The organism is Rhizobium sp. RCC_161_2, assembly GCF_041355235.1.
GTDB lineage: Bacteria > Pseudomonadota > Alphaproteobacteria > Rhizobiales > Rhizobiaceae > Rhizobium.
In genome coordinates, this window is the sequence record NZ_JBFUPL010000001.1 from 332,594 (window position 1) to 354,978 (window position 22,385).

The window sequence follows — 22,385 nt, forward strand, 5'->3', positions numbered from 1 at the left end:
GTTCATCGATGGCCTTGTTAAATCAGAAATGCTGATATAAATGAAGGTAATTGATGGGGCACGCAGGAAACGATGAAGCGCGGCTTTCTAACGATCTATGCCGGTGAGAATGCTGCGGCGTTGCGGGCGCTCTCAGTGCCCGCGCGCGTGGACATGCTCAGGTTGCTGTGCTCCAAAGGCCCCCTGAATGTGAATGAAATCGCACGGGCTTTGGATCTGCCGCAGTCGACGGTTGCGACCGGGATCATGATCCTGGAAGAGGCCGGCTTGGTCGAAACCAAGGCTGCAAAAGCCCGCAAGGGATATCAGAAGATCTGCTCCGCGCTTTATGACGAGATCCTTGTCAGCTTCGAGGATCCCGCCTTGAAGCACGACGAGGATGTGATCGAGGTGGCGATGCCGATCGGTCTCTATACGAGCTGCGAGACCCATGCGCCGTGTGGTCTCTGCTCCACCGAAGGCGTGATCGGTCTGCTCGACGTTCCCGACTATTTCCTTGATCCTCAGCGCATGCAGGCCGGTTTGCTGTGGTTTGGGCGTGGCCATGTGGAATATAAATTCCCCAATAATGCCAAGATCTTGAACAAGAATGTCAATGCCATCGAGTTCTCGGTGGAACTGTCTTCCGAAGTTCCCGGCACCAATCCCGACTGGCCCTCCGATATCACCATCTGGGTCAATGGCGTTGCTGTGGGCATGTGGACGTCGCCGGGCGATTATGGCGACAAGCGTGGCGCCTTCACGCCGGCCTGGTGGAAGCTTGAGGGCTCCCAATACGGCAAACTCAAGACCTGGCGGATCTCGAAAAAGGGTACGTTCATCGATGGCATCGCCGCCTCGGATGTCACCATCGATGATCTTGCCATCGGCCAGCATTCCTCGATCCGGCTTCGGATCGGCATCGCCGACGATGCACGCCACACGGGCGGCGTGAACATATTCGGCCGGGGCTTCGGCAATTATGGCCGCGATATCCTGATGCGGATTGATCTCTCGTAAGTTCAAATCATAAATTGTGATATATAGCCGGCGTTCCTATGGAATGATGGTTTCGGGCAATTTTCGCGCAATTCATTGAATTTGCTAAATTTTGTCTATATTTTCCGCAGTGCGAGGCGATTTTTTAGCTTTGATGGCGCATAAATTGGCGTTGACGACTTGCCAAAAGTGTATCAGCATCTAGGTATAAGAACGAAATATTTGATACATATACGGGAGGATAGCAGTGAAGGCGCAAGTGGTCATCCATCGCGATTTCCGGATTGCCGATATCGACGATCGGCTCTACAGCTCGTTTCTGGAGCATCTGGGCAGGGCGATCTATGGGGGCATCTATGAGCCCGGCCATCCGACTGCGGATGCGGACGGATTTCGTCAGGACGTTATCGAACTGGTCCGCGAACTGAATTCACCTTACTGCCGTTATCCCGGCGGCAATTTCGTATCCGCCTATAATTGGGAGGACGGGGTGGGTCCCCGTTCCGAGCGTCCTGTGCGTCTTGATCTTGCCTGGCGTACCCGCGAGAGCAACCAGATCGGTGTCAACGAGTTCGTCGACTGGTGCAAGAAGGCCAACACCAAGCCGATGCTGGCCGTCAATCTGGGCTCGCGCGGTCTTGATGACGCACGCAACTTCCTTGAATATTGCAATCATCCGGGCGGCACCTATTGGTCGGATCTCCGCCGCAAGCATGGCTGGGCCGATCCCCATGGCGTGAAGCTGTGGTGCCTCGGCAACGAGATGGACGGTCCGTGGCAGGTTGGTCATAAATCGGCTTACGAATATGGCCGCCTGGCCGACGAGACGGCCAAGGCCATGCGCGGCTTCGACAAGTCGCTGGAGCTGGTCGTCTGCGGTTCGTCCAATTCGGAAATGAAGACCTATCCGGATTGGGAAGCGCAGGTTCTGGAACAGTGCTACGACAGCGCCGACCATATCTCGCTGCACATGTACTTCGCCAATCGTGAGAAGAACACGCTCAACTATCTCGCCAAGGCGGAGAAGCTCGATCGCTATATCGGCACGATCGGTGGTGTGATCGACTATATCAAGGCGAAGAAGCGCTCCAAGAAGACGATCGGCATTTCCTTCGACGAATGGAACGTCTGGTATCACTCGAACCAGCAGGACAAGGACATCCTTGCGCGCGACGAGTGGCCGGATGCGCCGCACCTCCTCGAAGACGTCTATAATTTCGAGGACGTTCTTCAGGTCGGCGGCATTCTGAACACGTTCATCCGCCGGTCCGATCGGGTCCGCATCGCCTGCATCGCCCAGCTTGTGAACGTCATTGCGCCGATTATGACGGAAGATGGCGGTCCCGCCTGGCGGCAGACCATCTATTATCCGCTCTATTTCGCCTCGAAATACGGCCGGGGCTTCGCGCTTCGGCTGGTCACCGACGGCCCGACCTACGACAGCGACGAGGCCGACGACGTGCCCTATCTCGATGTCTCCGCCGTTCATGACGCCACGGGGAATACGGTCACCCTGTTTGCCGTGAACCGCCATCTGGACTCTGCACTCGATCTCGACACCCGGCTGGAAGGTTTCCCCGGCGCGCGCGTCATCGAGCAGTACGAGATGGTTCACGAGAAGCTTGAGGCGGTCAACACGGCGTCCCGGCCCAATGCCGTCGTTCCCGCCAAGACGGGTGACGCCAAGGTCGAGGATGGCCGGCTTCGCGCTACGCTGAAGCCACTGTCCTATAACGTGATCCGGCTGTCGGTGTGATAGCTGGTTGCCGGGACGCGGTTGAACGCGCCCCGGCCTGCAATGACGTCCGACATGTCGCGAGGAGGCGATACATGTTGGTACGGTGATCTGTTGCGAGCTGGTTTGGACATCCGATGTTCAAGGTCCGGCTAACGCAGGGAGTTTGAAAGTCACGGCACGTCGTTTGGCGTGTCGTCCGATGGATAACTAGGGAGGAGATCATGCAGAAGTGGAAGAGGCTTGCTTTTGGTGTCGCGCTGGCCACGTTCGGCCTGGTCGCGGCGGCCAAGGCACAAGAATATACGACCTTGCCACGCAAGGAGACGCTGATCGTCGAAAACCCGGAAGGGACGATCAAGAATCCCGGCTGGTTCAACGTCTGGGTCAATGGCGGCGGCGGTGTCTCGACCGGCCTGCAGCAATTGACCATGGATACGCTCTGGTACATCGATCCTGAACAGGGGCTCGGTGGTTCGGCCTGGGACAATTCTCTCGCCGCCGACAAGCCGCAATATAATGACGACTTCACCCAGATGACGGTCAAGCTGCGCAAGGGGCTCTATTGGAGCGACGGCGTCGAGTTCACCGCTGATGACGTGGTCTATACGGTCAAGACCCAGATAGATCATCCGGGTATGAACTGGAGCGCCGCCTTTTCCGTGCAGGTCGCCAGCGTCGAGGCGACGGACCCCTATACCGTCGTCTTTAAGCTCAAAAAGCCGAATTCGCGGTTCCACGCCATCTTCACCGTACGGTGGAACGGCGCCTGGATCATGCCAAAACATGTCTTTGAAAAAGTCGCCGATCCGGTTCGCTACGATTTCGCCAATCCGGTCTCGCTCGGCGCCTACAAGCTGAAAAGTTTTGATCCGCAGGGCAAATGGTACACCTGGGAAAAACGCGATGATTGGCAGCGCACCTCGCTTGCCCGCCTTGGCGAGCCGGGTCCGAAATACGTCACTTACGTCGATCCTGGCCCGCCGGATAAACGCACCATTGCTCAGCTGGAGCACAATCTCGATATCATTCACGATAACACGCCCGAGGGCATGTTCACGCTGAAGGATAAATCCAAGACGATTGAAAGCTGGTTCCCGGGTTTCCCCTTCGCCCATCCCGATCCGACACTGCCGGCGGTCATCTTCAACACGCAGGACCCGCTGTTCAAGAACGCCGATGTCCGTTGGGCTCTCGCACTGCTCATCGATATCAAGGCAGTCGACATGGCGAGCTATCGCGGTGCCGCCACGCTTTCAGCGCTTGGCGTTCCGCCTACGGCCATTGCAATGAAGGATTATCAGGCGCCGTTGCAGGATTGGCTCAAGGATTTTGAAGTCGATACCGGCAAGCGCAAGATCAAGCCCTATGATCCGACGATCGGCCAGCAGGTCGCCGATATGCTGCGCAAGCAGCCGAAATACAAGGATCAGATCCCGACGGATCCGGCCGCTATCAGCACGGCCTTCGGCTATGGCTGGTGGAAGCCCGATCCGCAGGCCGCCACTGAACTCCTGGAAAAGGCCGGCTTCAAGAAGGTTGGCGGCAAATGGATGACGCCGGATGGCCAGCCTTTCAAGATCCGCCTGACGGTGGAAGGCGATACGCGCTCGGTCTTCACCCGCGCGGGCACTCTGATCGCCCAGCAATGGGCAGCCTTCGGCATCGACTCCAAGGCTGCTCCGTCCTCCGCCGTCTGGCAGGGGCTGGCAACAGGCGATTTCCAATGCGCGATCGCCTGGAGCGTTGAGACATGGGGTGGCGATCCGGACCTGTCGTTCTTCCTGGAAAGCTGGCATTCGGATTTCGTTGCCAAGAAGGGCGAGAACCAGTCGGCCCGCAACTGGCAGCGCTGGTCCAATCCGGAGCTCGACAAGATCATCGAGAGCATCCGTCGGGTGAGTGCTAACGATCCGAAGGGTATCGAGCTTGGCAAGGACTATCTGAAGCTTGTCGCTCGCGAAATGCCGACCATTCCGCTGATGTCCTACAACGTCTTCACGTCGATGGATACGACCTACTGGAAAGGCTACCCGACGATCGCCGACCCTTATACCGATCCGGTTCCCAATTGGGCGAATTCCCGGCTGATGATGGTCAAGCTGAAGCCGGCGCAGCCATAAATCCTCCCAACCCTGACGCGGCTCTGTCGCGTCGGGCACCTGTCGCCGGACATTAAGCGAGTCCGGCGACCCTTTTTTGAAGAGTGATGAAGCGCAAGCAGCAAGGAAAACGACGGCATGGCGTCCTATCCCATTTTCGTATTGAAGCGATTTGGCCAGTTCCTGCTCGTTGTCTTTCTCGGCATTTCCGCGACCTTCTTCATCACCCATATGACTCCGATCGATCCCGTCGAGCAGAGTATCGGCGCCATCCAGCAGATGGGGCAGTCCGATCCGCGCGCCGTCGACCTCATGCGCCAGTCGCTCCGCGAACTCTACGGCATGGAGGGCTCGCTCTGGCAGCAATATGTGCATTTCTGGACGCGTCTTGCGACCGGCGATCTCGGACCGTCTCTCTCCGCCTTTCCGACGCCCGTCTCGACCATCATCCTGCGGTCCTTGCCGTGGACGATCGGCCTGATGACGGTTGCGACGCTGTTTACCTTCATCCTCGGTAACATGATCGGCGCGCTTGCGGGCTATTATCGCAAGAGCATGGTGCTGAAAGCTGTCAGCCTCGTCTTCATCGCGATGCAGCCGATCCCCTACTACATTCTCGCCTTCGTGCTGATCATCCTCTTCGGCTATCTATGGCCGATCCTGCCGATCAACGGCGGATATGAGATGAACACCAATCTGCAAATGTCCTTTGCGCTGGTTCTCGACATTCTGAAGCATTCCATCCTGCCGGCGCTGTCGCTGATCCTTGTCGGCACAGGCGGCTGGCTGATCGGCATGCGGGCGCTGGTCTCCAATATCATCACCGAGGACTATGTGACCTTCGCCGAGCTCGGCGGCGTACCGAAGAACCGTATCCTGCGGTCCTACATCGCGCGCAATGCCATGGTGCCGCAGTTTACCGGCCTTGCCATGTCGCTGGGGGCGGTCTTCAACGGCACGATCATCACGGAGATCGTCTTCGGCTATCCCGGCATCGGAAACCTGCTGATTTCAGCGGTGCACGCCGGCGATTACAGCCTCGTGCTGGGGTTGAGCGCACTCTCCATCACTGGCGTCGCCGCCGCCGTATTCATCATCGATATATTGGGTCCGCTGATCGACCCGCGCATCAGGGTGGAATAAAGCATGTTCACGATCGTTCGCGACCTCGCCCGCCAGAATGCGGAATTCCTTTGCGGCCTGCTGCTTTTCGCGGTGATCGTCGCGCTGGTGATCCTGTCCTATTTTTCGCCCTATGGTCCCTCGGACATCTATGTCCTGCCGCCCGACATGCCGCCCGATGGCGAATATTGGCTCGGCACGACCTCGCGCGGCCAGGATGTTTTCTGGCAGCTCACGACAGCTCTCAGGAACACGCTCTATTTCGGCATCGGGGTGGCGTTTCTGTCCCGCATCATCTCGTTGGTGGTCGGTCTCGTGGCGGGTTACCTCGGCGGTGCGGTCGACCGCGTGCTGATGGCGATCAACGACAGCATCATGGTCATTCCGCAGTTTCCGCTGCTGATCCTGTTCTATTTCGTGCTCAAGGACGGAATGACCTGGACTGTGCTCATCGTGGTGATGGCCTCGCTCGGATGGTCTTACGACGCACGCCTGATCCGCTCGGTGGCGATCAGCCTCAAGAGCCGGCCGTTCACGACCCAGAGCGTCTATTCCGGCATGAGCATGTACAAGATCCTCGTGCAGGAGCATTTGCCCTATGTCCTGCCGATCGTCTTCGCCACGACGATGAACAACATGATCTGGTCGATCGGCATGGAAATCACACTGTCGGTGCTCGGTTTCACGGATATCGAAACCCCGACCATGGGCATGATGATCTACTGGGCGAACGCGCATTCGGCGCTGATCGCCGGGGTATGGTGGTGGGTCGCGGCACCGGTCGCAGCCATCGTCGTGCTGTTCACGGCGCTCTTCCTGCTGTCGATGTCGATGAACGAATACAACGATCCGCGCAGCCGGCTGAACCGGATGGGGGGCTAAGTCATGGACGCTGTGGTCGAAGTCAGGAACCTCAAAGCCTATTACAAAGCCTTCCTCTATGGCGTCGATCGCGAGGTGCGCGCCGTCGACGATATCAGCCTGACGATCGGTCGCGGCGAGATCTACGGCGTTGCCGGGGAATCGAGTAGCGGCAAGACGACGCTCATCAAGACCATCGCCGGCGCCATCCGTCCGCCATTGAGGGTTGTCGAGGGCAGTGTCACCTTTCACTTCAACGGTGGCACGCAGGACATCTATGGCATGACACCGGAGGCGAGGGCGGCGCTCCGGTGGCGGCATCTGTCCTACATCATGCAGGGCTCGATGAACGTGCTCAATCCCGTGCGGCGCATTCGCCACTCGTTCACGGATTTCGCCTTTCGCCACATGAAGGTCGACAGGGCTACTTTTCTCGACCGGGTCGGGAGCCATCTTCAGCGGCTGAAGCTCGATCCCCAGCTTCTCGATGCCTATCCCCACGAATTGTCCGGCGGCATGCGCCAGCGCATGACCATCGCACTTGCCACCATCCTGACGCCAGAATTCATCATCGCCGACGAACCGACGACGGCCCTCGATGTTATCGTGCAGCGCGATGTGCTGACGATGATCCGCGAGATCCAGCGTGACATGGGCTCCTCCTTCCTGTTCGTCACCCATGACATGGGCGTTCATGCCGCCGTCTCCGACCGCATCGGCATCGTCTATGCCGGCCGCCTGGTCGAGGAGGCGCCGACCCGCAAGCTCTTTCATCTGCCGCTGCACCCTTATACGCAGCATCTGGTCGCGAGCCTTCCGCGCATCGGCGATGCAAGCACCCGGCCGTCGCTGGAAGGGCGCCCGCCCAATCTTGCCATGCCGCCGGAAGGCTGTCGTTTTCATCCGAGATGTCCGAAGCGTATGGATATTTGCAGCCGCGAGGTACCGCCGATGGTCACGGTTGAGCCGGACCGGCGCGTGGCCTGCTTTGCGGTGACGGGAGAACGGGTTTGACGGATCTGCTTTCGCTTTCGCATGTCACCAAGATCTACCGGCAGGGCGGTCTGCTCGGCGGACGCCATATCACCGCCGTCAAGGACGTCAGCCTGACGCTCGGGCAGGAGCCGGAGATCCTGTCGATTGTCGGCGAATCCGGTTCGGGGAAGTCGACCATTGCGGCGATGATCCTCGGCCAGACGGCGCCGAGTGAAGGACGGTTGGATTTCCGGGGCAGCCCCGTCGCCGTTCACGGCAGGGTCGAGCGCCGCGCCTTCATGCGGCAGGTCCAGCCGGTGCTGCAAAACCCGTTCGAGGCTTTCAACCCGTTGAAACGGGTGGACCGCTATCTCTTCGAGACGGCAAGGAGCTTCGCGCCCGACGGCAAGCGGCCGAGCCGAGAGGAAATCGAGCGCATGGCAGATACCGCGCTGTCGCATATCGGTCTGAGCCTAGCCGAGGTAAAGGGCCGGTTTCCCCATGAGCTCTCCGGCGGGCAATTACAGCGCACGGCGATTGCCCGCGCGCTCATACCGCAACCGCGGCTTCTGGTCGCCGACGAGCCTGTCTCGATGGTCGATGCATCGCTCCGCATGGCGATTGTCAATCTCTTCAGCCAGCTGAAGAAGGATCTGGGCCTATCGATCATATACATCACGCATGATCTGGCGACCGCCTATTACATCAGCGATCGCATCGTCATCATGAAGAAAGGCGAGATCGTCGAACAAGGGCAGGCGCGGGCTGTTCTGGACAATCCGCAGCATCCCTATTCCCGGGCGCTCAAGGAAGCGGTGCTGTCGACTACTCCGGAGATTTGATGTTTGATCCAAGACTTTGATGGTTGTCTTATTTCCTTCGGAACGGATGGATGTGTGGGCGCCAATCTTTCTCAAAGCCGAGGGAATGACTGATATGCAAGATGGACTGCCAAAGGCCGGACATAACGGCCTTCTCACCGCCGGCCATATCGCCGAATGCGCCGACGCAAAAGCAAAAACCTTTATCGACCTGAGCGACCGCGTCTGGGGCATGCCGGAACTGCGCTTCGAAGAGCATCGCTCGGTCGAAGAGCACATCGCCGCCATGAAGGCCGAAGGCTTCCGCATTACCCGCGATATCGCCGGCATGCCGACCGCCTTCATGGCGGAAGCAGGCGAAGGCGATGTGACGATCGGCTTTCTGGGCGAATTCGATGCGCTGGCGGGTCTTTCGCAGGATGCGGGTGTCACGGAAGAAAAGACCACGACGCCGGGCGCCAACGGCCATGGCTGCGGCCATAATCTCCTGGGTGCGGCGTCGTTGCTGGCGGCGGTGGCGCTGCGCGATGCGGTTGCTGCAAGTGGGGTGAAGGCGCGAATACGCTATTATGGCTGCCCGGCGGAAGAGGGCGGCTCCGGCAAGACCTATATGGTGCGCGCCGGCGTCTTCGACGACCTTGACGCCGCCTTCTGCTGGCATCCCTGCATCTACAATGCGGTGATGTCGTCCTCGACGCTTGCCAATGTCCAGGCCTATTTCCGCTTCAGCGGCCGCGCCGCCCACGCCGCCGTCAGCCCGCATCTCGGCCGCAGTGCCCTTGATGCGCTGGAACTGATGAATATCGGCATCAACTACATGCGCGAGCATATGCCCTCGGAGGCGCGCGTCCACTATGCCATCACCCAGACCGGCGGCGTCTCTCCGAACGTCGTACAGGCTTCCGCCGAAGGGCTTTATCTGGTGCGCGCGCCGGCTATCGCCGACGCCCGCATCCTGTTCGAGCGTGTCCGCAAGATTGCCGAAGGCGCGGCACTGATGACAGAGACGCGGGTCGAAATGGTCTTTGACCGCTCCACATCCAACGTCTTGCCCAACCGGGCGCTGGAAGAGGCCATGCACGAGGCGTTCACGACGCTTGGACCCCCGGATTTCGATGCCGCCGATTTCGATTTCGCCGATCGTCTGCGGGCCGCCGCGCTGACGGATGCGGATGTCCGTGCAGGTGCCGAAGCATTCGGAGGACCTGCGGACTATCCGAAATCGCTGCATGATGCGATTTTGCCGCTGCGGGACAAGCCGGGACTGCTCTCGGGCTCCACTGATGTCGGGGATGTGAGCTGGGTCGTGCCGACGGCCCAATGCCTGACGGCGACGGCGGCAATCGGCACGCCGTTTCATACATGGCAGACCGTCACGCAGGGCAAGCTGCCTGCGGCTCACAAGGCCATGGTCACCGCCGCCAAGGTGATGGCGGCGACGGGTGCAAGGGCTATCGGTAATCCGGACTTGTTGATCCGCGCGAAGCAGGAGCTTCTCGAGCGTCGTGGCGGCGAGCCGTATCGCTCGCCTCTGCCGGAAGAGAGCATGCCGCCAACCAGCTCCTCACGTGGCTGAACCCGTTTCGGTGGTCAGCGGCCGAGTTGGTAAGAGCAATTCCGATGCGCCCTGTTTCCGGCGCATCGGAACGCATCTTGCGGCCCAGTGTTAGCTATGGGTTTCCGGCATCGCCGACGAGTGGTGCGAGGTGATCAGCCATTTCCCATGCTCGAACTTGTAGGTGAAGGTGTAGCGGGCCGGAACCTTCGTGCCGTCGGCAAGCGTGAAGGTATAGGTGCCGGTGTCGATCACCTTGTCGCAGCCGATCTTGATGGTGCGGCTGTCGATCTTGCCCTGCGGCTTCTTCTTCAGGAAGTCCGTGAAGTAGGTCACCCGCTCTTCCTGCGTCAGGCGCGGCTTGTTGGAGAGCGTCGGCAGGAGAACCGCGTCCGGGGCATAGTTCTCGACGACCTTCTCGGGGTTAAGCGTTGCAAGCGACGTGTTCCAGCGATCGAAGAGGCCTTCCACCTGCTTTTCGGTGATCGGCGTGCATTCGGCGGCCATTGCCTGGCCAGCCAGGACAGTAGCGACAGCGGCGACCATGACAAACTTATACATAAGGGGGTATCTCCAATTTTGACTGTTTTCTCCGGCCTCATCGCCGGTAGCCTGAAGATAAGTCCGCTCAAATGCTGAAACGATCTGCCGGTCGGCGGTGAAATGATATGCCGGTTGGCGTATGTTCATCGGCTTACGGAATGTTTATCTAAGACGACACCGGAGCATCGGGCGCCGGCCCATGCCAGAGACCAGAGACAGTGGAAAACCTAGAATCTCCCGTGAGAGAACTGCGCCGGCTCTACCGGGAGTCCGAAGCAAAAGCCGCACGCCTGAGGCTGATCGTCGAGGTGCGAACCATTCTCGACACGATGGACTTCGAGATCGCCGCCCGACAGGTGCTCGCCCTTGTCTGTTCCTTCTGCGGCGCATCCGCCGCGCGGATCGAGTTTTCCGACGATCCGGCAGTTGAAGCCATTCGATACGAACGCGGTGCGTCGCAACCATCCTTGGGAATCGTTTTTACCGTCAACCTTGAAGGAAACGATCCCAGGATCTCTCTGTCGCTTGCGTCTGAGATGCAGACCCTTACGACCGACGACGACCAGCAAACGCTGAAAATCGTTGCCGACCAATTTCTGGCGGCTCTCAACGACAAGAGGCGCCGGCAGGAACGTGAAGCTTTCACCGAGGCGCTGCGGAGCCGCGAGGCCATGCTTGCCCATCTGGTCGGGGAAATGATCAGCGCCCAGGAGAAGGAACGCGCCCGCGTTGCCTATGATCTGCATGACGGCGTCGCCCAGAGCCTCGTCAGCTTGTTGCTTCATCTGGAAGCAGCAACGGTCGGTCAGGATATTGACCAGCAGACCGCACAGAAGCTGACCAACTGTATCGATCTCGCCCGTCGCTGTGTCGGTGATATCAGGCTCGCCATCGCCGATCTCAGGCCGGCCGAGCTCGACGATCTCGGTCTTGCCGCGGCGATCCGGGCGAAGCTGGATTCGATGCGGATCGAACATGTCTCCTTCTCGGATCAGCTTGGAGAGACCCGGCTTCCGCGTGCGGTCGAGATCGTCCTCTATCGTGTCGCACAGGAGGCGCTCGCCAATGCCGAAAAGCATGCGGCCTGCAAGCATGTTCGCATTGAGCTTGCCGAAAACGCGGGTGGGATCGTCACGCTGACGGTATCCGACGATGGGCGCGGTTTCGCAGTGAGCGATCATCGGCCGGAGAGGGGACACGGGGTCGGCTTGCCGGCGATGCGCGAGCGCCTGGCGCTGGTCGGCGGAACCCTGTCGATCGACAGCGCGCCGGGTGCCGGAACCCGCCTGCTGGCGGAAGTGCAAACTGACTTGAACCGGGAATCGTCTCCATGAAGACTGCATCGATCGTCATTGCCGACGACCATGATCTCGCACGCTCGGGGATTGCCGCCGTCCTTGCGACATCGGAGAGCCTGGACATCGTCGGCCAGGCAAAGAACGGGTTGGAGGCGGTCGAGCTGTGCGATCGCTTGCATCCCGATCTCATTCTTCTCGATATCCGCATGACACCGCTCGATGGTCTGGGTGCCGCCGCGGAAATCCGGAAAATCGCTCCGGACACCAAGATCGTCATGCTCACCATGCATGAGAGCATCGACTACCTCAGTGCGGCGATCAAGGTTGGGGCGAGCGGCTATCTCCTCAAGGATGTCAGCCGCGACGGACTGCTGCGCACCATCGACATCGTGCTGGACGGACAGGCGTTTTTTGACGCGGATCTGATGCGCAAGATGCTGGCACGCATAGATCGTGAATCGCCGGCGGAGACGGTCATTGAGAGACTGACGAACCGGGAGCGCGAAATTCTTTGTAGCTTGACCACTGGCGAAACCAACAAAGGCATTGCGAGAGCACTGTCGATTTCACCGGGAACAGTGAAAGTGCATGTCGAGCGCATCCTGAGCAAGCTCGGCGTCAATGATCGCACCCAAGCGGCGGTTCTGGCGATCCAGGCGGGTCTGCTGCGAAAGGACGAGCTTTGACGAGTGGCGACATGACCGACAAGACGGGCCTGTCCCTTCGCTTCCTCGATCAGCCCCTCGCCCGCAAGGGAGTGATCGTGATCGCCCTTCCATTGATCTGCCTGCTGATCGCTCTCGGATCGGTGTTCCTGGCGGATCGGGAAAGCCGCCGCGCCGAGGATTATGTGCGCGTGACCTTCGCCATCCAGTCCGACATTCTGGAGCTGCATGCGCTCCTGGCCGAGGGCGCCTCGGGCGTTCGTGGCTATCTGTTGACCGGGGACGCCGCGTTTCTGGCGCCCTTCGAAAAGGCCAACGCCGAACTCCCCGGTGTCTTTGCCGCCATGCGGCCATTGATAACAGATGCCGGGCAGCGCGCACGCCTCGATGGCATGGAGCCGCTTGTCTTTCAGAAACTCGCGGGCCTCAACGACCTTTTGGAAAAGGGCCGCGAGAGTAATCAGTCGATCAATGACGACATGCGCCGCACGCTGGTGGACAACAAGGTGGTGCTGGATGAGCTGCGCGCCCGCATTCAGCAGATGCGCGAGCGCGAGGATGCGCTGCTTGAAGAGCGGACGAAGCAGGCCGATGCCATCCGAGACAGAGCCCAGTGGATCACGATCATCGGCGCTATCGTCGGTCTGGTCGGTTGTGTCGTGGCGATCATTCTGATGTCGAACGGCATCGTCCGGCGGGTTGCCTCGCTGCAAAAGACGGCTCGTCTTCTGGCGATGGGGCAGCCGGTGACATCGGGAGAACATGCGCGCGACGAACTCGGCGCGCTCTCGCGGGCGCTTCAGGAGGCAAGTCTTCTCCTCAAGCAACGCGAGAACGCGCTTCGTGAAAGCGAAGAACGCTTCCGTCTCCTCGTCGATGGCGTTCACGATTATGGAATTTTCGGGCTTGACCAGCAGGGCCGAGTGGTCAGCTGGAATGCAGGCGCCGAGCGGATCAAGGGATATGCGGCCGACGAGATCATTGGCGAACATTTCTCCCGGTTCTATCCGCCAGAGGTTCGCGATACGCTGCCAAGCCAGGAGCTTGAGCGCGCGCAGGCCGATGGCCGCGTCGAAGACGAGGGCTGGCGGGTGCGCAAGGACGGCTCGCGTTTCTGGGCCAATGTCGTGGTCACCGCGCTGCACGACGAGAACGGCAATCCGCGGGGCTTTTCGAAGATCACCCGCGATATCACCGATCGCAAACGCAACGAAGAGGAGCTGCTAGCCGCCCGATACAAGGCCGAGCAGGCGAGCGAGGCCAGAAGCGCCTTTCACTCGCGCTTGAGCCACGAGTTCAGGACACCCCTCAATTCTATCCTCGGCTTTGCCCAGATTCTGGAGATGGATCTGAACGAGCCTGAAACGCAGGCAAGCCTGGCGCAGATTCTGAGGGCCGGCCGGCATCTTCTCAGCCTGCTCGACGATTTGCTCGACCTGGCCCGCATCGATGCCGGGCGGATGGAGCTCTATATCGAAACGCTGGATGCTGGCGAAATCGTCGGGGAGGCGGTCGACCTTGCCCGCCCGCTGGCGGCGCCTCGCAAGGTCGGCATTGTCGTCGAGATCGATCATGCCGCCGGCGCCGCCGTCACCGTCGACCGTCGCCGGTTCCTCCAGGTGCTTCTGAACCTTCTGTCGAATGCAATAAAATTCAATCGCGAAGGAGGAACGCTGCGTGTGTCCACCAGGCTTGTGGACGGCGATATGCTTGCCATCGACATTACCGATACCGGTTTCGGTATCGCTCCGAACAAGAGGGAGCGGCTATTCCAGCCCTTCGAGCGTCTTGGGGCCGACAGCAACGCCACGTCGGGGACCGGGTTGGGGCTCGCACTGTCGCAGCATCTGATGCAAGCGATGGGCGGAAAACTGGAGCTTGGTTCTACCGGCACCGAGGGCACGACGTTCACCGTCTTTGCGCCGGCTGCGCCGTCGTCGTCGGTCGCACCGCGTATTGCCGCTGAGTCTCCGGCTCCTCTCGCGGGCAAGCGTGAACTGGATGTCGTCCTTTGCATCGAGGACAATCCCGCCAGCCTGAGCCTGATCGAAAATGTGCTGTCGCGATATTGCAGTGCCACGGTCATTCCGGCCATGCTGGGCGGTCTCGGAGTGACGCTGGCGCGCGAGCATCGTCCTAATCTCATTCTGCTCGACATTAATCTGCCGGATATCAGTGGCCTGGAGGTATTGAAAAGTCTAAGGGCTGACAGTGATACGCGGGCCATACCGGTGATCGTCATCAGTGCCGATGCGACGGAAGCGACGCGGCAGGGCGCGCTGCAGGAGGGGGCAACACGCTTTCTCGCGAAGCCGCTCGACATAAGACAGTTCCTTCAGACGCTCGACGAGGTTATGGCGCAATGAACCCGCAAATCGATATCGCCGCCGAGGCGAGCGTACTGGTCATCGACGACGAGGCCGCCAATGTCGCTCTACTGGAGCGACTGTTGCGCCGTGAAGGCTTCAAGAAGGTGACGACGACGACCGATCCGAGGGAGGCCGTCCGGCTTTTCAACGAGGTCAGCCCGGATATCATCTTGCTCGATCTGATGATGCCCCATATCGATGGTTTTGCGCTTCTGGACGCTTTTTCCCGACTGACGGGTCCGACGTCCTTTATCCCCATCGTCGTGCTGACAGCCGATATTTCGATCGAAACCCGGCGCAGGGCGCTGTCGCTCGGTGCTAAGGACTTCCTGGTGAAGCCGATCGACGCGGTGGAAACTCTTTTGAGGATATTCAATCTGCTCGAAACACGCTTCCTGTTTCGGGCGCTGACCGAGCTGACGGGGCAATCCCCGTTCGTCCGGCGCGGTGGCGATCCCACCAGCCGCTGACGGAAGAGAGGCTGTAAACGACAAAGGCGCCGATGGTGTCGGCGCCTCATATTCAGACTCGGAGATTTGCGGTCGTTAATCGCAGACGCGCATCCGCTCGTAATGCCAGCCGTCATCATATTCGTTCTGAACCGGACGGCTCTCTGTCCAGCATCTCGGCGGAGGCGGAGGAGGAGCTGCATAACCATAACCGCCGCCACCGCCGTTGACGATAGCACCACCAATCAAGCCACCGATAAGCCCGGCTGCTACGCCGCCAGCGATGGCGCCGCCATTATGGTGATGATGACGCCTCGGGCCATCGTTCCAATCGCGATAACGACCATATTCCTGTGCCTGGGCAAAGCCAGCTGGGGCCAACACGCTGCCGGCGACCGTAGCTGCGAGCAAAACCGTGAGAATTGTCTTCTTCATCATGATCACCTCCGACGCGATGCGTCTTGAAATGCAAATCTTCGACTCGGTTAATCGAGTGTTTCCACAATGACTCTTTGCAGGTGAACATGGCGTGAATACGCCGTTCACCTAAATTCGGCTGGGAGGTTCTTTGTTCTCGGGGGCTGAAATCAGCTTGGAAAGGCCGCGTTGAGTTCGGCAACCTCTTCGAGAGAAAGGGGGGACGTCTTACGGTCTCCCAATAGGAAGAATAGCTTGGATGTCTCTTCCAGCTCCTCATAGGCGTAGATTGCTTCTTCCAATGTCTTGCCCGAAACGATCGGTCCGTGATTGGCGAGCAGCATGGCGCGATGGTCACGGGCGGCAAGACGCACGGCTTCCGCCAGGGCTCTGTCGCCCGGTCGGAAATATTTCAGCAGCGGGAGCTTGCCGACCCGCATGACATGATAGGCGGTGAGCGGCGGCAGCACATTGTCGGTATTGTCGTGGCACAGGCAGGAAACGGCCACCGAATAAGTGGAATGAAGATGCACCACGGCGCGCGCTGTGGGACGCTCCTCATAGACAGCAAGATGGAAGAAAGCCTCCTTTGAGGGCGGATCGCCGGCCAAAAGCTCACCTGTGGGAGAAACTTTGGATATCCGAGCGGGGTCCAGAAATCCGAGGCTTGAATTGGTGGGTGTCACCAGGATCGAACCGTCGTCGAGGCGGACGGAGAGATTACCGGCGCTGCCATGTGCCAGCTGACGATTATAGAGCAGCGCGCCCATGCGGACGATCTTGTCGCGCAATTCCGCTTCTTCGGTCATGGTGTCCTTACCTCGGTTGCCTAATGCATCATGGAAAGTGCTGCGGCGAAAAAGTCGTCGCCGCCGAAGTTTCCGGATTTCAGGGCGAGCAGCATGTTCCCCTGGATATTTCCCACCGTTTGGAGAACGGGCACGCCGGGTGCGATTTCCGGGCCGATCAGGAAAGCGGGAATGCCGAGTTTGTCGACGGCAGCACCGGATGTTTCGCCACCGGCCACGACCAGACGCCGCACGCCGCGAGACACCAGCTCGGCGGCAATCACCGATGTGGCATGTTCGATGGCATGGCCGGAGGCCTCGCGACCATAGCGCGCCTGCACCCGGCCGACGGCTTGCGGGTCGGCGCTTGCGGCGATGACCACCGGCCCTGCCGATATCCTGTCGCCCGCCCAGGAGATTGCGGTGGCAAGCTCGTCGGGTCCCGAAAGCAGTTTTTCTGGGTCGAGACGCAGAACGGGCATCGAACGCTCGGCTTCGGCAAGCTGGCGCAGCGTTGCCATCGAGCAGCTGCCGGCGATAATGGCGGCGAGACCGCCGACGGGGCCGATTGCATCTCCGGCCGCTTGCGCCGGATGCGAGATCCTGCCGGAGTGTACGAGCGCTCGCGCCAGGCCAAGGCCGAGGCCGGAAGCACCTGTCGACAGCGGCATTTCGAGTGCGACGGCACCCAAGGTTTCCAGATCGCTTTCAAACACGGCATCTGCGATGACGGCTGTCACGCCGGTGTCTCGAAGAGCGGCAAGCCTTGCGCTAACAGCGTCCGGACCATCGGCAACGGTTGCGAGATCGACGAGCCCGACGCTACCGGAGGATTGCCGGGCAAGAACCCGCACGAGATTGGCGTCGTGCATCGGATTGAGCGGATGGTCCTTCAACGGGCTCTCGTTGAGCGGCACCCCGTTGACGAAGAGATGGCCGGCATAGACGGTGCGGCCGGTTTCCGGGAAGGCGGGGGTGACGATGATGGGGTCGCCGCCCGCCGCCTTGCGCAACGCGTCCGTCACCGGGCCGATATTGCCGGCGTCGGTGGAATCGAAGGTCGAGCAGATCTTGTAGAGGACATGGATCGCGCCGCGGGCGCGCAGCCATGCTTCGGCCTTGCGTGCCGCGGAAACGGCATCCTGCGCTGCAACCGAGCGGATCTTGAGGGAGACGACGACCGCATCCACATCCGGTAGAGGCAGGTCAGGATCGGGAATGCCGATCGTCTGCACCGTGCGCAGGCCGTTCTTCGTGAACGTGTTGGCGAGATCCGACGCACCGGTGTAGTCGTCGGCAATCGCTCCGAGCAAGAGTGTCATCCCTTTATCCTTTTGAACGGTGCAAACCAGCCGAGGCCGTCGAGCGTGTGGTTTCGCGGAATATATTCGCAGCCGATGAAGCCCTCATAGCCGAGCCGGTCGATCTCGGCGAAGAGATAGGTGTCGTTGAGCTCCTCACTACATGGTTCCTGCCTGGAGGGTACGCTAGCGGTTTGGATATGGCCGATGACCGGCATCATCTCGCGCAAGGCGATCGCGACATCGCCATGCATGATCTGCCGATGGTAGATGTCGAACTGAAGCTTGAGATTGGGTCTACCCAATTCCTCGATCAGTGCCCGTGCTTGATTGAAATCATTGAGGAAGTAGCCCGGCATGTTGCGGCCGTTGATCGGTTCGAGCACCAGGTCAAGCCCTTTTTCGGCAAGCCGTGATGCGCAATATTCGACGGATCGGCGATAGGCGCGGAGAGCCGCCTCGTCGTCGGGCTTGGCGAGACCGGCCATCAGGTGCAGGCGCTTGACGCCGGTTGCCTCGGCATAGTCGAGCGCATTTTCCACATTCGACTTCATCTCCTCAAAGCGATCGGGAAGGGCCGCAAGTCCGCGCTCGCCGCCGTTCCAATCGCCGGGCGGCATGTTGAAGAGCGCCTGGGTCAATCCGTTGCGTTCTAGCCGTTCCGCGATTGCTTCCGGCGCGAATTCATAGGGAAAGAGGTATTCGACGGCGGTGAAGCCGGCTTCCGCCGCCGCGTCGAAACGGTCGAGAAACTGCCACTCGTTGAACATCATCGTCAGATTGGCCGCAAAGACGGGCATGCTGATTGTCTCCGTTTGTAGCTTGCGCGTTTCGTCGCTCAGGTGTTTGGCAGAACCGTGCCCGAAAGCTGCGCATAGAGCCGGGCAAGCGAGGCGTCGTCGTCGCGTCCCATGCCGGCACCTGACGCGGCAAGATACATCTGTAGCGCGGCGGCGGCGAGCGGGGTCGGATAGCGCTCCGTGCGGGCCATGTCCTGCACGATACCGAGATCCTTGACGAAAATCTCGATGGCACTGCGCGGCGAGTAGTCTCCCTCGAGAACGTGCGGCACCCGGTTTTCGAACATCCAGGAATTCCCGGCCGAGGCGGTGATCACCTCATAGACCTTGTCGAGATCGAGACCCTGCTTGGCCGCGAAGGTGATCGCCTCACAGGCGGCGGCGATATGCACGCCGGCCAGAAGCTGATTGATCATCTTGAAGGCCGCGCCGGTGCCGGCGTCGTCGCCCAATTCGTAGACCTTGCCGGCCATAGCGTCGAGCGCGGGGCGTGCAGCATCGAAAGCCAACTTCGTGCCAGACGCCATGATGGTCAGCTCGCCGCTGGCAGCCTTGACCGCGCCGCCTGAGATCGGCGCGTCGAGATAATGCAGGCCAAGCGCCGTGCAACGCTCCGCCAGATCGCGGGCAACGGCCGGATCCATGGTTGCCGACGAGATGAACACTGCTCCGGGCTTCATGGTGCCTGCGACATCGCCGGCGCCGAAGAGGACGTCCCTGGTCTGCGCGCCGTTGACGACAACGGAGACCACGATATCGGCATCCTTTGCCGCCGATGCCGGGCTCGCGGCGCCCCGTCCGCCCTCGCTGACGAAACGATCGACTGCGGCGGTCGATATGTCGTAGCCGATGACGTCGAGGCCAGCGCGCTTCATGGACCGCGCCATGCCGAGGCCCATGGATCCCAGACCGATCACGGCGGCGACAAGCTGATGATGCGAGTTTTCAGCTAGGGATGACATCTCTATATCCTTGCAATGTCTTGAGGGTGTTCGATCCTCCGACGATTGATGCCGGAGGACCTTTCATTCTAGCGATTGACGCTTTTTGCCGGAATGGTCAGCACGGCGATGGATCCGATGACGAGCGCTGCCGCCAGGAGATACATGCCCGCCGAGGTGCTGCCGGTGAAGTCCTTGAGATAGCCAACCAGAAATGGGCCAAGGAAGCCAGCGAGATTGCCGACCGAGTTGATCCAGGCGATGCCTGCCGCCGCCCCGGTACCGGCAAGAAAGGCCGTCGGCAGCGACCAGAATAGGGGTGCGCAGCTGATGGCGCCTGCCGCGGCAAGCGAAAGCGCGATGATCGAAAATGTCGTGCTGGTGCTGACGGTGGCGGCGATAAAGCCGACCGCGGCAATCAGGGCAGGCACGATCAGGTGCCAACGGCGTTCGCGATGCCGGTCGGCGGAGCGGCCGAGCGCGATCATGACGACGAAGGTGCAGATATAGGGGATGGCCGAGACCAGGCCGATATTGAAGTTTCCGACAACGCCGCTCGCCTTGACGATGGTCGGCATCCAGAAGTTCAGGCCGTATTGCCCAAGGACGAAGCAGAAATAGATCAGGCACATCAACCAGACGCGGCCGTCGCGCAGGGTGCTTGCAACATCATGCGGGCTTGACGATTTGCTGCGGTCTTCATCCTCGATATTGGCCGTCAGGACAGCCTTCTCGTCTGTAGTCAGCCATTTGGCATCGCTGATCCTGTCATCGAGATAAAAGAAGACCAGCACGCCGAGCAATACTGCCGGAACGGCCTCGATCAGGAACATCCACTGCCAGCCGGAAAGGCCATGCGTCCCGTGGAAGCTATCCATGAGGAAACCGGACAGCGGGTTGCCGAAGATGGCGGATACGGGGATCGCCGACATGAAGGTCGTGATGATCTTGGCGCGGTGGCGAGCCGGATACCATGATGTGAGATAGAAAATCAGGCCCGGGAAGAAGCCGGCTTCGGCAATGCCGAGCAGGAAGCGCAGGATATAGAAGACGGTTTCCGAGGTGGTGAACATGAAGGCGGCTGAAACGATGCCCCAGGTCACCATGATGCGAGCGATCCAAACTCGCGCCCCGACCTTGTTCATGATGACATTGCTCGGGACTTCAAACAGGAAGTAGCCGATGAAGAAGATGCCTGCGCCGATCCCGTATGCTGCTTCCGACAGTCCGAGTTCGCTCGACATCTGCAGCTTGGCAAAGCCGACATTCACGCGGTCGAGATAGGCGACGATATAGCAAAGCACCAGAAAGGGTACGATTCTCCAAAACACCTTGCTGTATGCACGGTCTTCGACCGGATTGGCGGCGCGCTCGCCCTGGGCTGTGGCCTGCGCTTGAAACGTCATGATGTCCTCCTCCGAATGGAAAGCCGGGGTCCCTCCAGAACCTCGATCCGGCCAAACGCTCCAAAATTGGCAGCGCTGCCAATTTCCATTACTGCATATTGGCAGCGCTGCCAATAGGAATTTGGCGGCGCTGCCAAAAATCTTGTGTTAAAGGAGCGGAAGTGGAAACGGCCACGGGAATACGAGCTTCCGCGCGACTATAATGCGGAACCGCATATGGATTTTTCAGGGAACATGAACGTCAAACCTCAGACCACGGTCACGCTTGCAGAGGTTGCCGAAGCGGCCGGGGTGGGCGAAAGCACGGTCTCGCGTGTGCTTCGCAATCATGGTTCGTTTTCCCAGAAGACGCATGACCGCGTCATGGCGGCAGTCGAGCGCCTTGGCTACGTGCCCAACCGTATCGCCGGAGCGCTCGCCTCGGCAGGATCGCGCCTCGTCGCCTTCGTCATCCCGTCGCTTTCCAATATCGTGTTTCCGGACGTGCTGCGCGGCGCGGGCGGCGTGCTTGAGGCAAGCCATTACCAATCGGTCTTCGCGGTAACGGACTATGATCCCGGCAGGGAGGAGGCGATGGTCGCGGCCATGCTCGCCTGGCGGCCGTCGGCCGTCATGCTGGCCGGGCTGGAGCACAGCGAGGGGACGGCGAAAATGCTGCGCGCGAGCGGTTGCCGTGTCGTGGAGTTGCTCGACCTCGACGGTACGGCGCTCGATCTCGCGGTCGGATTCTCAAACGCCGCGGCGGCGCGCGCAAGCGCGGAATTCATGCTGCGGCGCGGCTATCGCCGCATCGGCTATGTCGGCCATGATCTGGTGCGCGACACGCGCGCGGGCAAACGTTTCGCAGCGTTTTGCGCCGCCCTCGAAGCCGAAGGCAAGCCGCTCGTGGGCCGCGAAATCCATGCGGGCGCGTCCTCGGTCGAAGCCGGCCGGCTGGGGCTCGAAAGGCTGCTCGCGCGTGTCCCGGACCTCGACGCCATCTATTTCTCCAACGACGACATGGCCTTGGGTGGCTATTTCCACTGCATGGCGCGTGGTATTTCCATTCCGTCGCAACTGGCCATTTTCGGTTATAACGGCCTTGATATCGCTAGGGTGACGCCGCAGCCATTGTCGACCATCCGCACCCCGCGCGTCGCGATCGGGCAGGTTGCCGCTCAGCTTGTGCTTGACGATGCGCCATCACAAACCATCGATCTCGGCTTTGAGCTGATCGAAGGCGAGACCGCCTGACGGCAGGCGGATGTAATCCGCGTCGT

At 60.2% G+C, this 22,385-nt stretch carries 20 protein-coding genes; 13 read left to right on the forward strand and 7 right to left on the reverse strand.

Features of this window, described 5'->3' with window-relative positions; translation table 11 throughout:
* Positions 1–72 precede the first annotated feature (72 nt).
* The 8 genes from AB6803_RS01475 to AB6803_RS01510 all read left to right on the forward strand — a co-directional run bounded on the left by AB6803_RS01475 (position 73) and on the right by AB6803_RS01510 (position 10,170).
* Entirely contained in the window at positions 73–999 is a 927-nt protein-coding gene (locus AB6803_RS01475; RefSeq protein WP_371107192.1) for an ArsR/SmtB family transcription factor, read from the forward strand.
* A gap of 226 nt (positions 1,000–1,225) precedes the next feature.
* Entirely contained in the window at positions 1,226–2,734 is a 1,509-nt protein-coding gene (locus AB6803_RS01480; RefSeq protein ID WP_371107193.1) for an alpha-N-arabinofuranosidase, read from the forward strand.
* A gap of 203 nt (positions 2,735–2,937) precedes the next feature.
* A complete protein-coding gene (locus AB6803_RS01485; protein WP_371107194.1) occupies positions 2,938–4,836 on the forward strand; it encodes an ABC transporter substrate-binding protein in 1,899 nt (632 codons plus the stop codon).
* A gap of 117 nt (positions 4,837–4,953) precedes the next feature.
* Positions 4,954–5,958: an ABC transporter permease gene (locus tag AB6803_RS01490; protein WP_371107195.1), complete on the forward strand. Its 1,005-nt coding sequence runs from the start codon at positions 4,954–4,956 to the stop codon at positions 5,956–5,958.
* 3 nt (positions 5,959–5,961) lie between these two features.
* Entirely contained in the window at positions 5,962–6,819 is an 858-nt protein-coding gene (locus tag AB6803_RS01495; RefSeq protein WP_371107196.1) for an ABC transporter permease, read from the forward strand.
* A gap of 3 nt (positions 6,820–6,822) precedes the next feature.
* Positions 6,823–7,812: an ABC transporter ATP-binding protein gene (locus AB6803_RS01500; RefSeq protein WP_371107197.1), complete on the forward strand. Its 990-nt coding sequence runs from the start codon at positions 6,823–6,825 to the stop codon at positions 7,810–7,812.
* On the forward strand, positions 7,809–8,615 hold the full coding sequence (locus AB6803_RS01505; protein ID WP_371107198.1) for an ABC transporter ATP-binding protein: 807 nt from the start codon (positions 7,809–7,811) through the stop codon (positions 8,613–8,615). The genes AB6803_RS01500 and AB6803_RS01505 overlap by 4 nt, the downstream gene beginning before the upstream one ends.
* 94 nt (positions 8,616–8,709) lie before the next feature.
* On the forward strand, positions 8,710–10,170 hold the full coding sequence (locus AB6803_RS01510) for a M20 family metallopeptidase (protein WP_371107685.1): 1,461 nt from the start codon (positions 8,710–8,712) through the stop codon (positions 10,168–10,170).
* A gap of 90 nt (positions 10,171–10,260) precedes the next feature.
* Here the strand turns inward: AB6803_RS01510 and AB6803_RS01515 are convergent, their stop codons facing one another.
* Positions 10,261–10,656 (reverse strand): SgcJ/EcaC family oxidoreductase, encoded by a 396-nt coding sequence (locus AB6803_RS01515; protein ID WP_371107686.1) that lies wholly within the window; start codon positions 10,654–10,656, stop codon positions 10,261–10,263.
* A 275-nt stretch (positions 10,657–10,931) separates the two neighbouring features.
* Here AB6803_RS01515 and AB6803_RS01520 point away from each other — a divergent pair, with 275 nt between their 5' ends.
* The 4 genes from AB6803_RS01520 to AB6803_RS01535 are packed head-to-tail and all read left to right on the forward strand — an operon-like array spanning position 10,932 to position 15,494.
* On the forward strand, positions 10,932–12,026 hold the full coding sequence (locus AB6803_RS01520) for a sensor histidine kinase (RefSeq protein ID WP_371107199.1): 1,095 nt from the start codon (positions 10,932–10,934) through the stop codon (positions 12,024–12,026).
* The gene (locus AB6803_RS01525; protein ID WP_371107200.1) at positions 12,023–12,676 is read left to right on the forward strand and encodes a response regulator; all 654 of its coding nucleotides are present in this window, start codon (positions 12,023–12,025) and stop codon (positions 12,674–12,676) included. Before AB6803_RS01520 ends, AB6803_RS01525 begins: the two co-directional genes overlap by 4 nt.
* Before the next feature lie 11 nt (positions 12,677–12,687).
* Positions 12,688–15,021 carry a PAS domain S-box protein gene (locus tag AB6803_RS01530; protein WP_371107201.1) on the forward strand — a complete coding sequence of 778 codons (2,334 nt, stop codon included), beginning with the start codon at positions 12,688–12,690 and terminating at the stop codon, positions 15,019–15,021.
* Positions 15,018–15,494, forward strand: coding sequence for a response regulator (locus AB6803_RS01535; RefSeq protein ID WP_174164988.1), 477 nt, complete (start codon positions 15,018–15,020; stop codon positions 15,492–15,494). The genes AB6803_RS01530 and AB6803_RS01535 overlap by 4 nt, the downstream gene beginning before the upstream one ends.
* Before the next feature lie 75 nt (positions 15,495–15,569).
* On the opposite strand, the gene AB6803_RS01540 is transcribed toward AB6803_RS01535, so the two are convergent.
* The 6 genes from AB6803_RS01540 to AB6803_RS01565 all read right to left on the reverse strand — a co-directional run bounded on the left by AB6803_RS01540 (position 15,570) and on the right by AB6803_RS01565 (position 21,126).
* Positions 15,570–15,908 (reverse strand): hypothetical protein, encoded by a 339-nt coding sequence (locus AB6803_RS01540; RefSeq protein ID WP_371107687.1) that lies wholly within the window; start codon positions 15,906–15,908, stop codon positions 15,570–15,572.
* A gap of 152 nt (positions 15,909–16,060) precedes the next feature.
* Positions 16,061–16,699 (reverse strand): 3-oxo-tetronate 4-phosphate decarboxylase, encoded by a 639-nt coding sequence (otnC, locus tag AB6803_RS01545; RefSeq protein WP_371107202.1) that lies wholly within the window; start codon positions 16,697–16,699, stop codon positions 16,061–16,063.
* Positions 16,700–16,719: 20 nt separating this feature from the next.
* Entirely contained in the window at positions 16,720–18,000 is a 1,281-nt protein-coding gene (gene otnK / locus AB6803_RS01550) for a 3-oxo-tetronate kinase (RefSeq protein ID WP_371107203.1), read from the reverse strand.
* On the reverse strand, positions 17,997–18,779 hold the full coding sequence (gene otnI, locus AB6803_RS01555) for a 2-oxo-tetronate isomerase (protein WP_371107204.1): 783 nt from the start codon (positions 18,777–18,779) through the stop codon (positions 17,997–17,999). The genes otnK and otnI overlap by 4 nt, the downstream gene beginning before the upstream one ends.
* Positions 18,780–18,817: 38 nt before the next feature.
* Positions 18,818–19,741, reverse strand: a complete 924-nt coding sequence (gene ltnD / locus AB6803_RS01560) for an L-threonate dehydrogenase (protein ID WP_371107205.1) — start codon at positions 19,739–19,741, stop codon at positions 18,818–18,820.
* 68 nt (positions 19,742–19,809) lie between these two features.
* Positions 19,810–21,126, reverse strand: coding sequence for an MFS transporter (locus tag AB6803_RS01565; RefSeq protein WP_371107206.1), 1,317 nt, complete (start codon positions 21,124–21,126; stop codon positions 19,810–19,812).
* A 234-nt stretch (positions 21,127–21,360) separates the two neighbouring features.
* Here AB6803_RS01565 and AB6803_RS01570 point away from each other — a divergent pair, with 234 nt between their 5' ends.
* On the forward strand, positions 21,361–22,359 hold the full coding sequence (locus AB6803_RS01570; RefSeq protein ID WP_371107207.1) for a LacI family DNA-binding transcriptional regulator: 999 nt from the start codon (positions 21,361–21,363) through the stop codon (positions 22,357–22,359).
* Positions 22,360–22,385 lie beyond the last annotated feature (26 nt).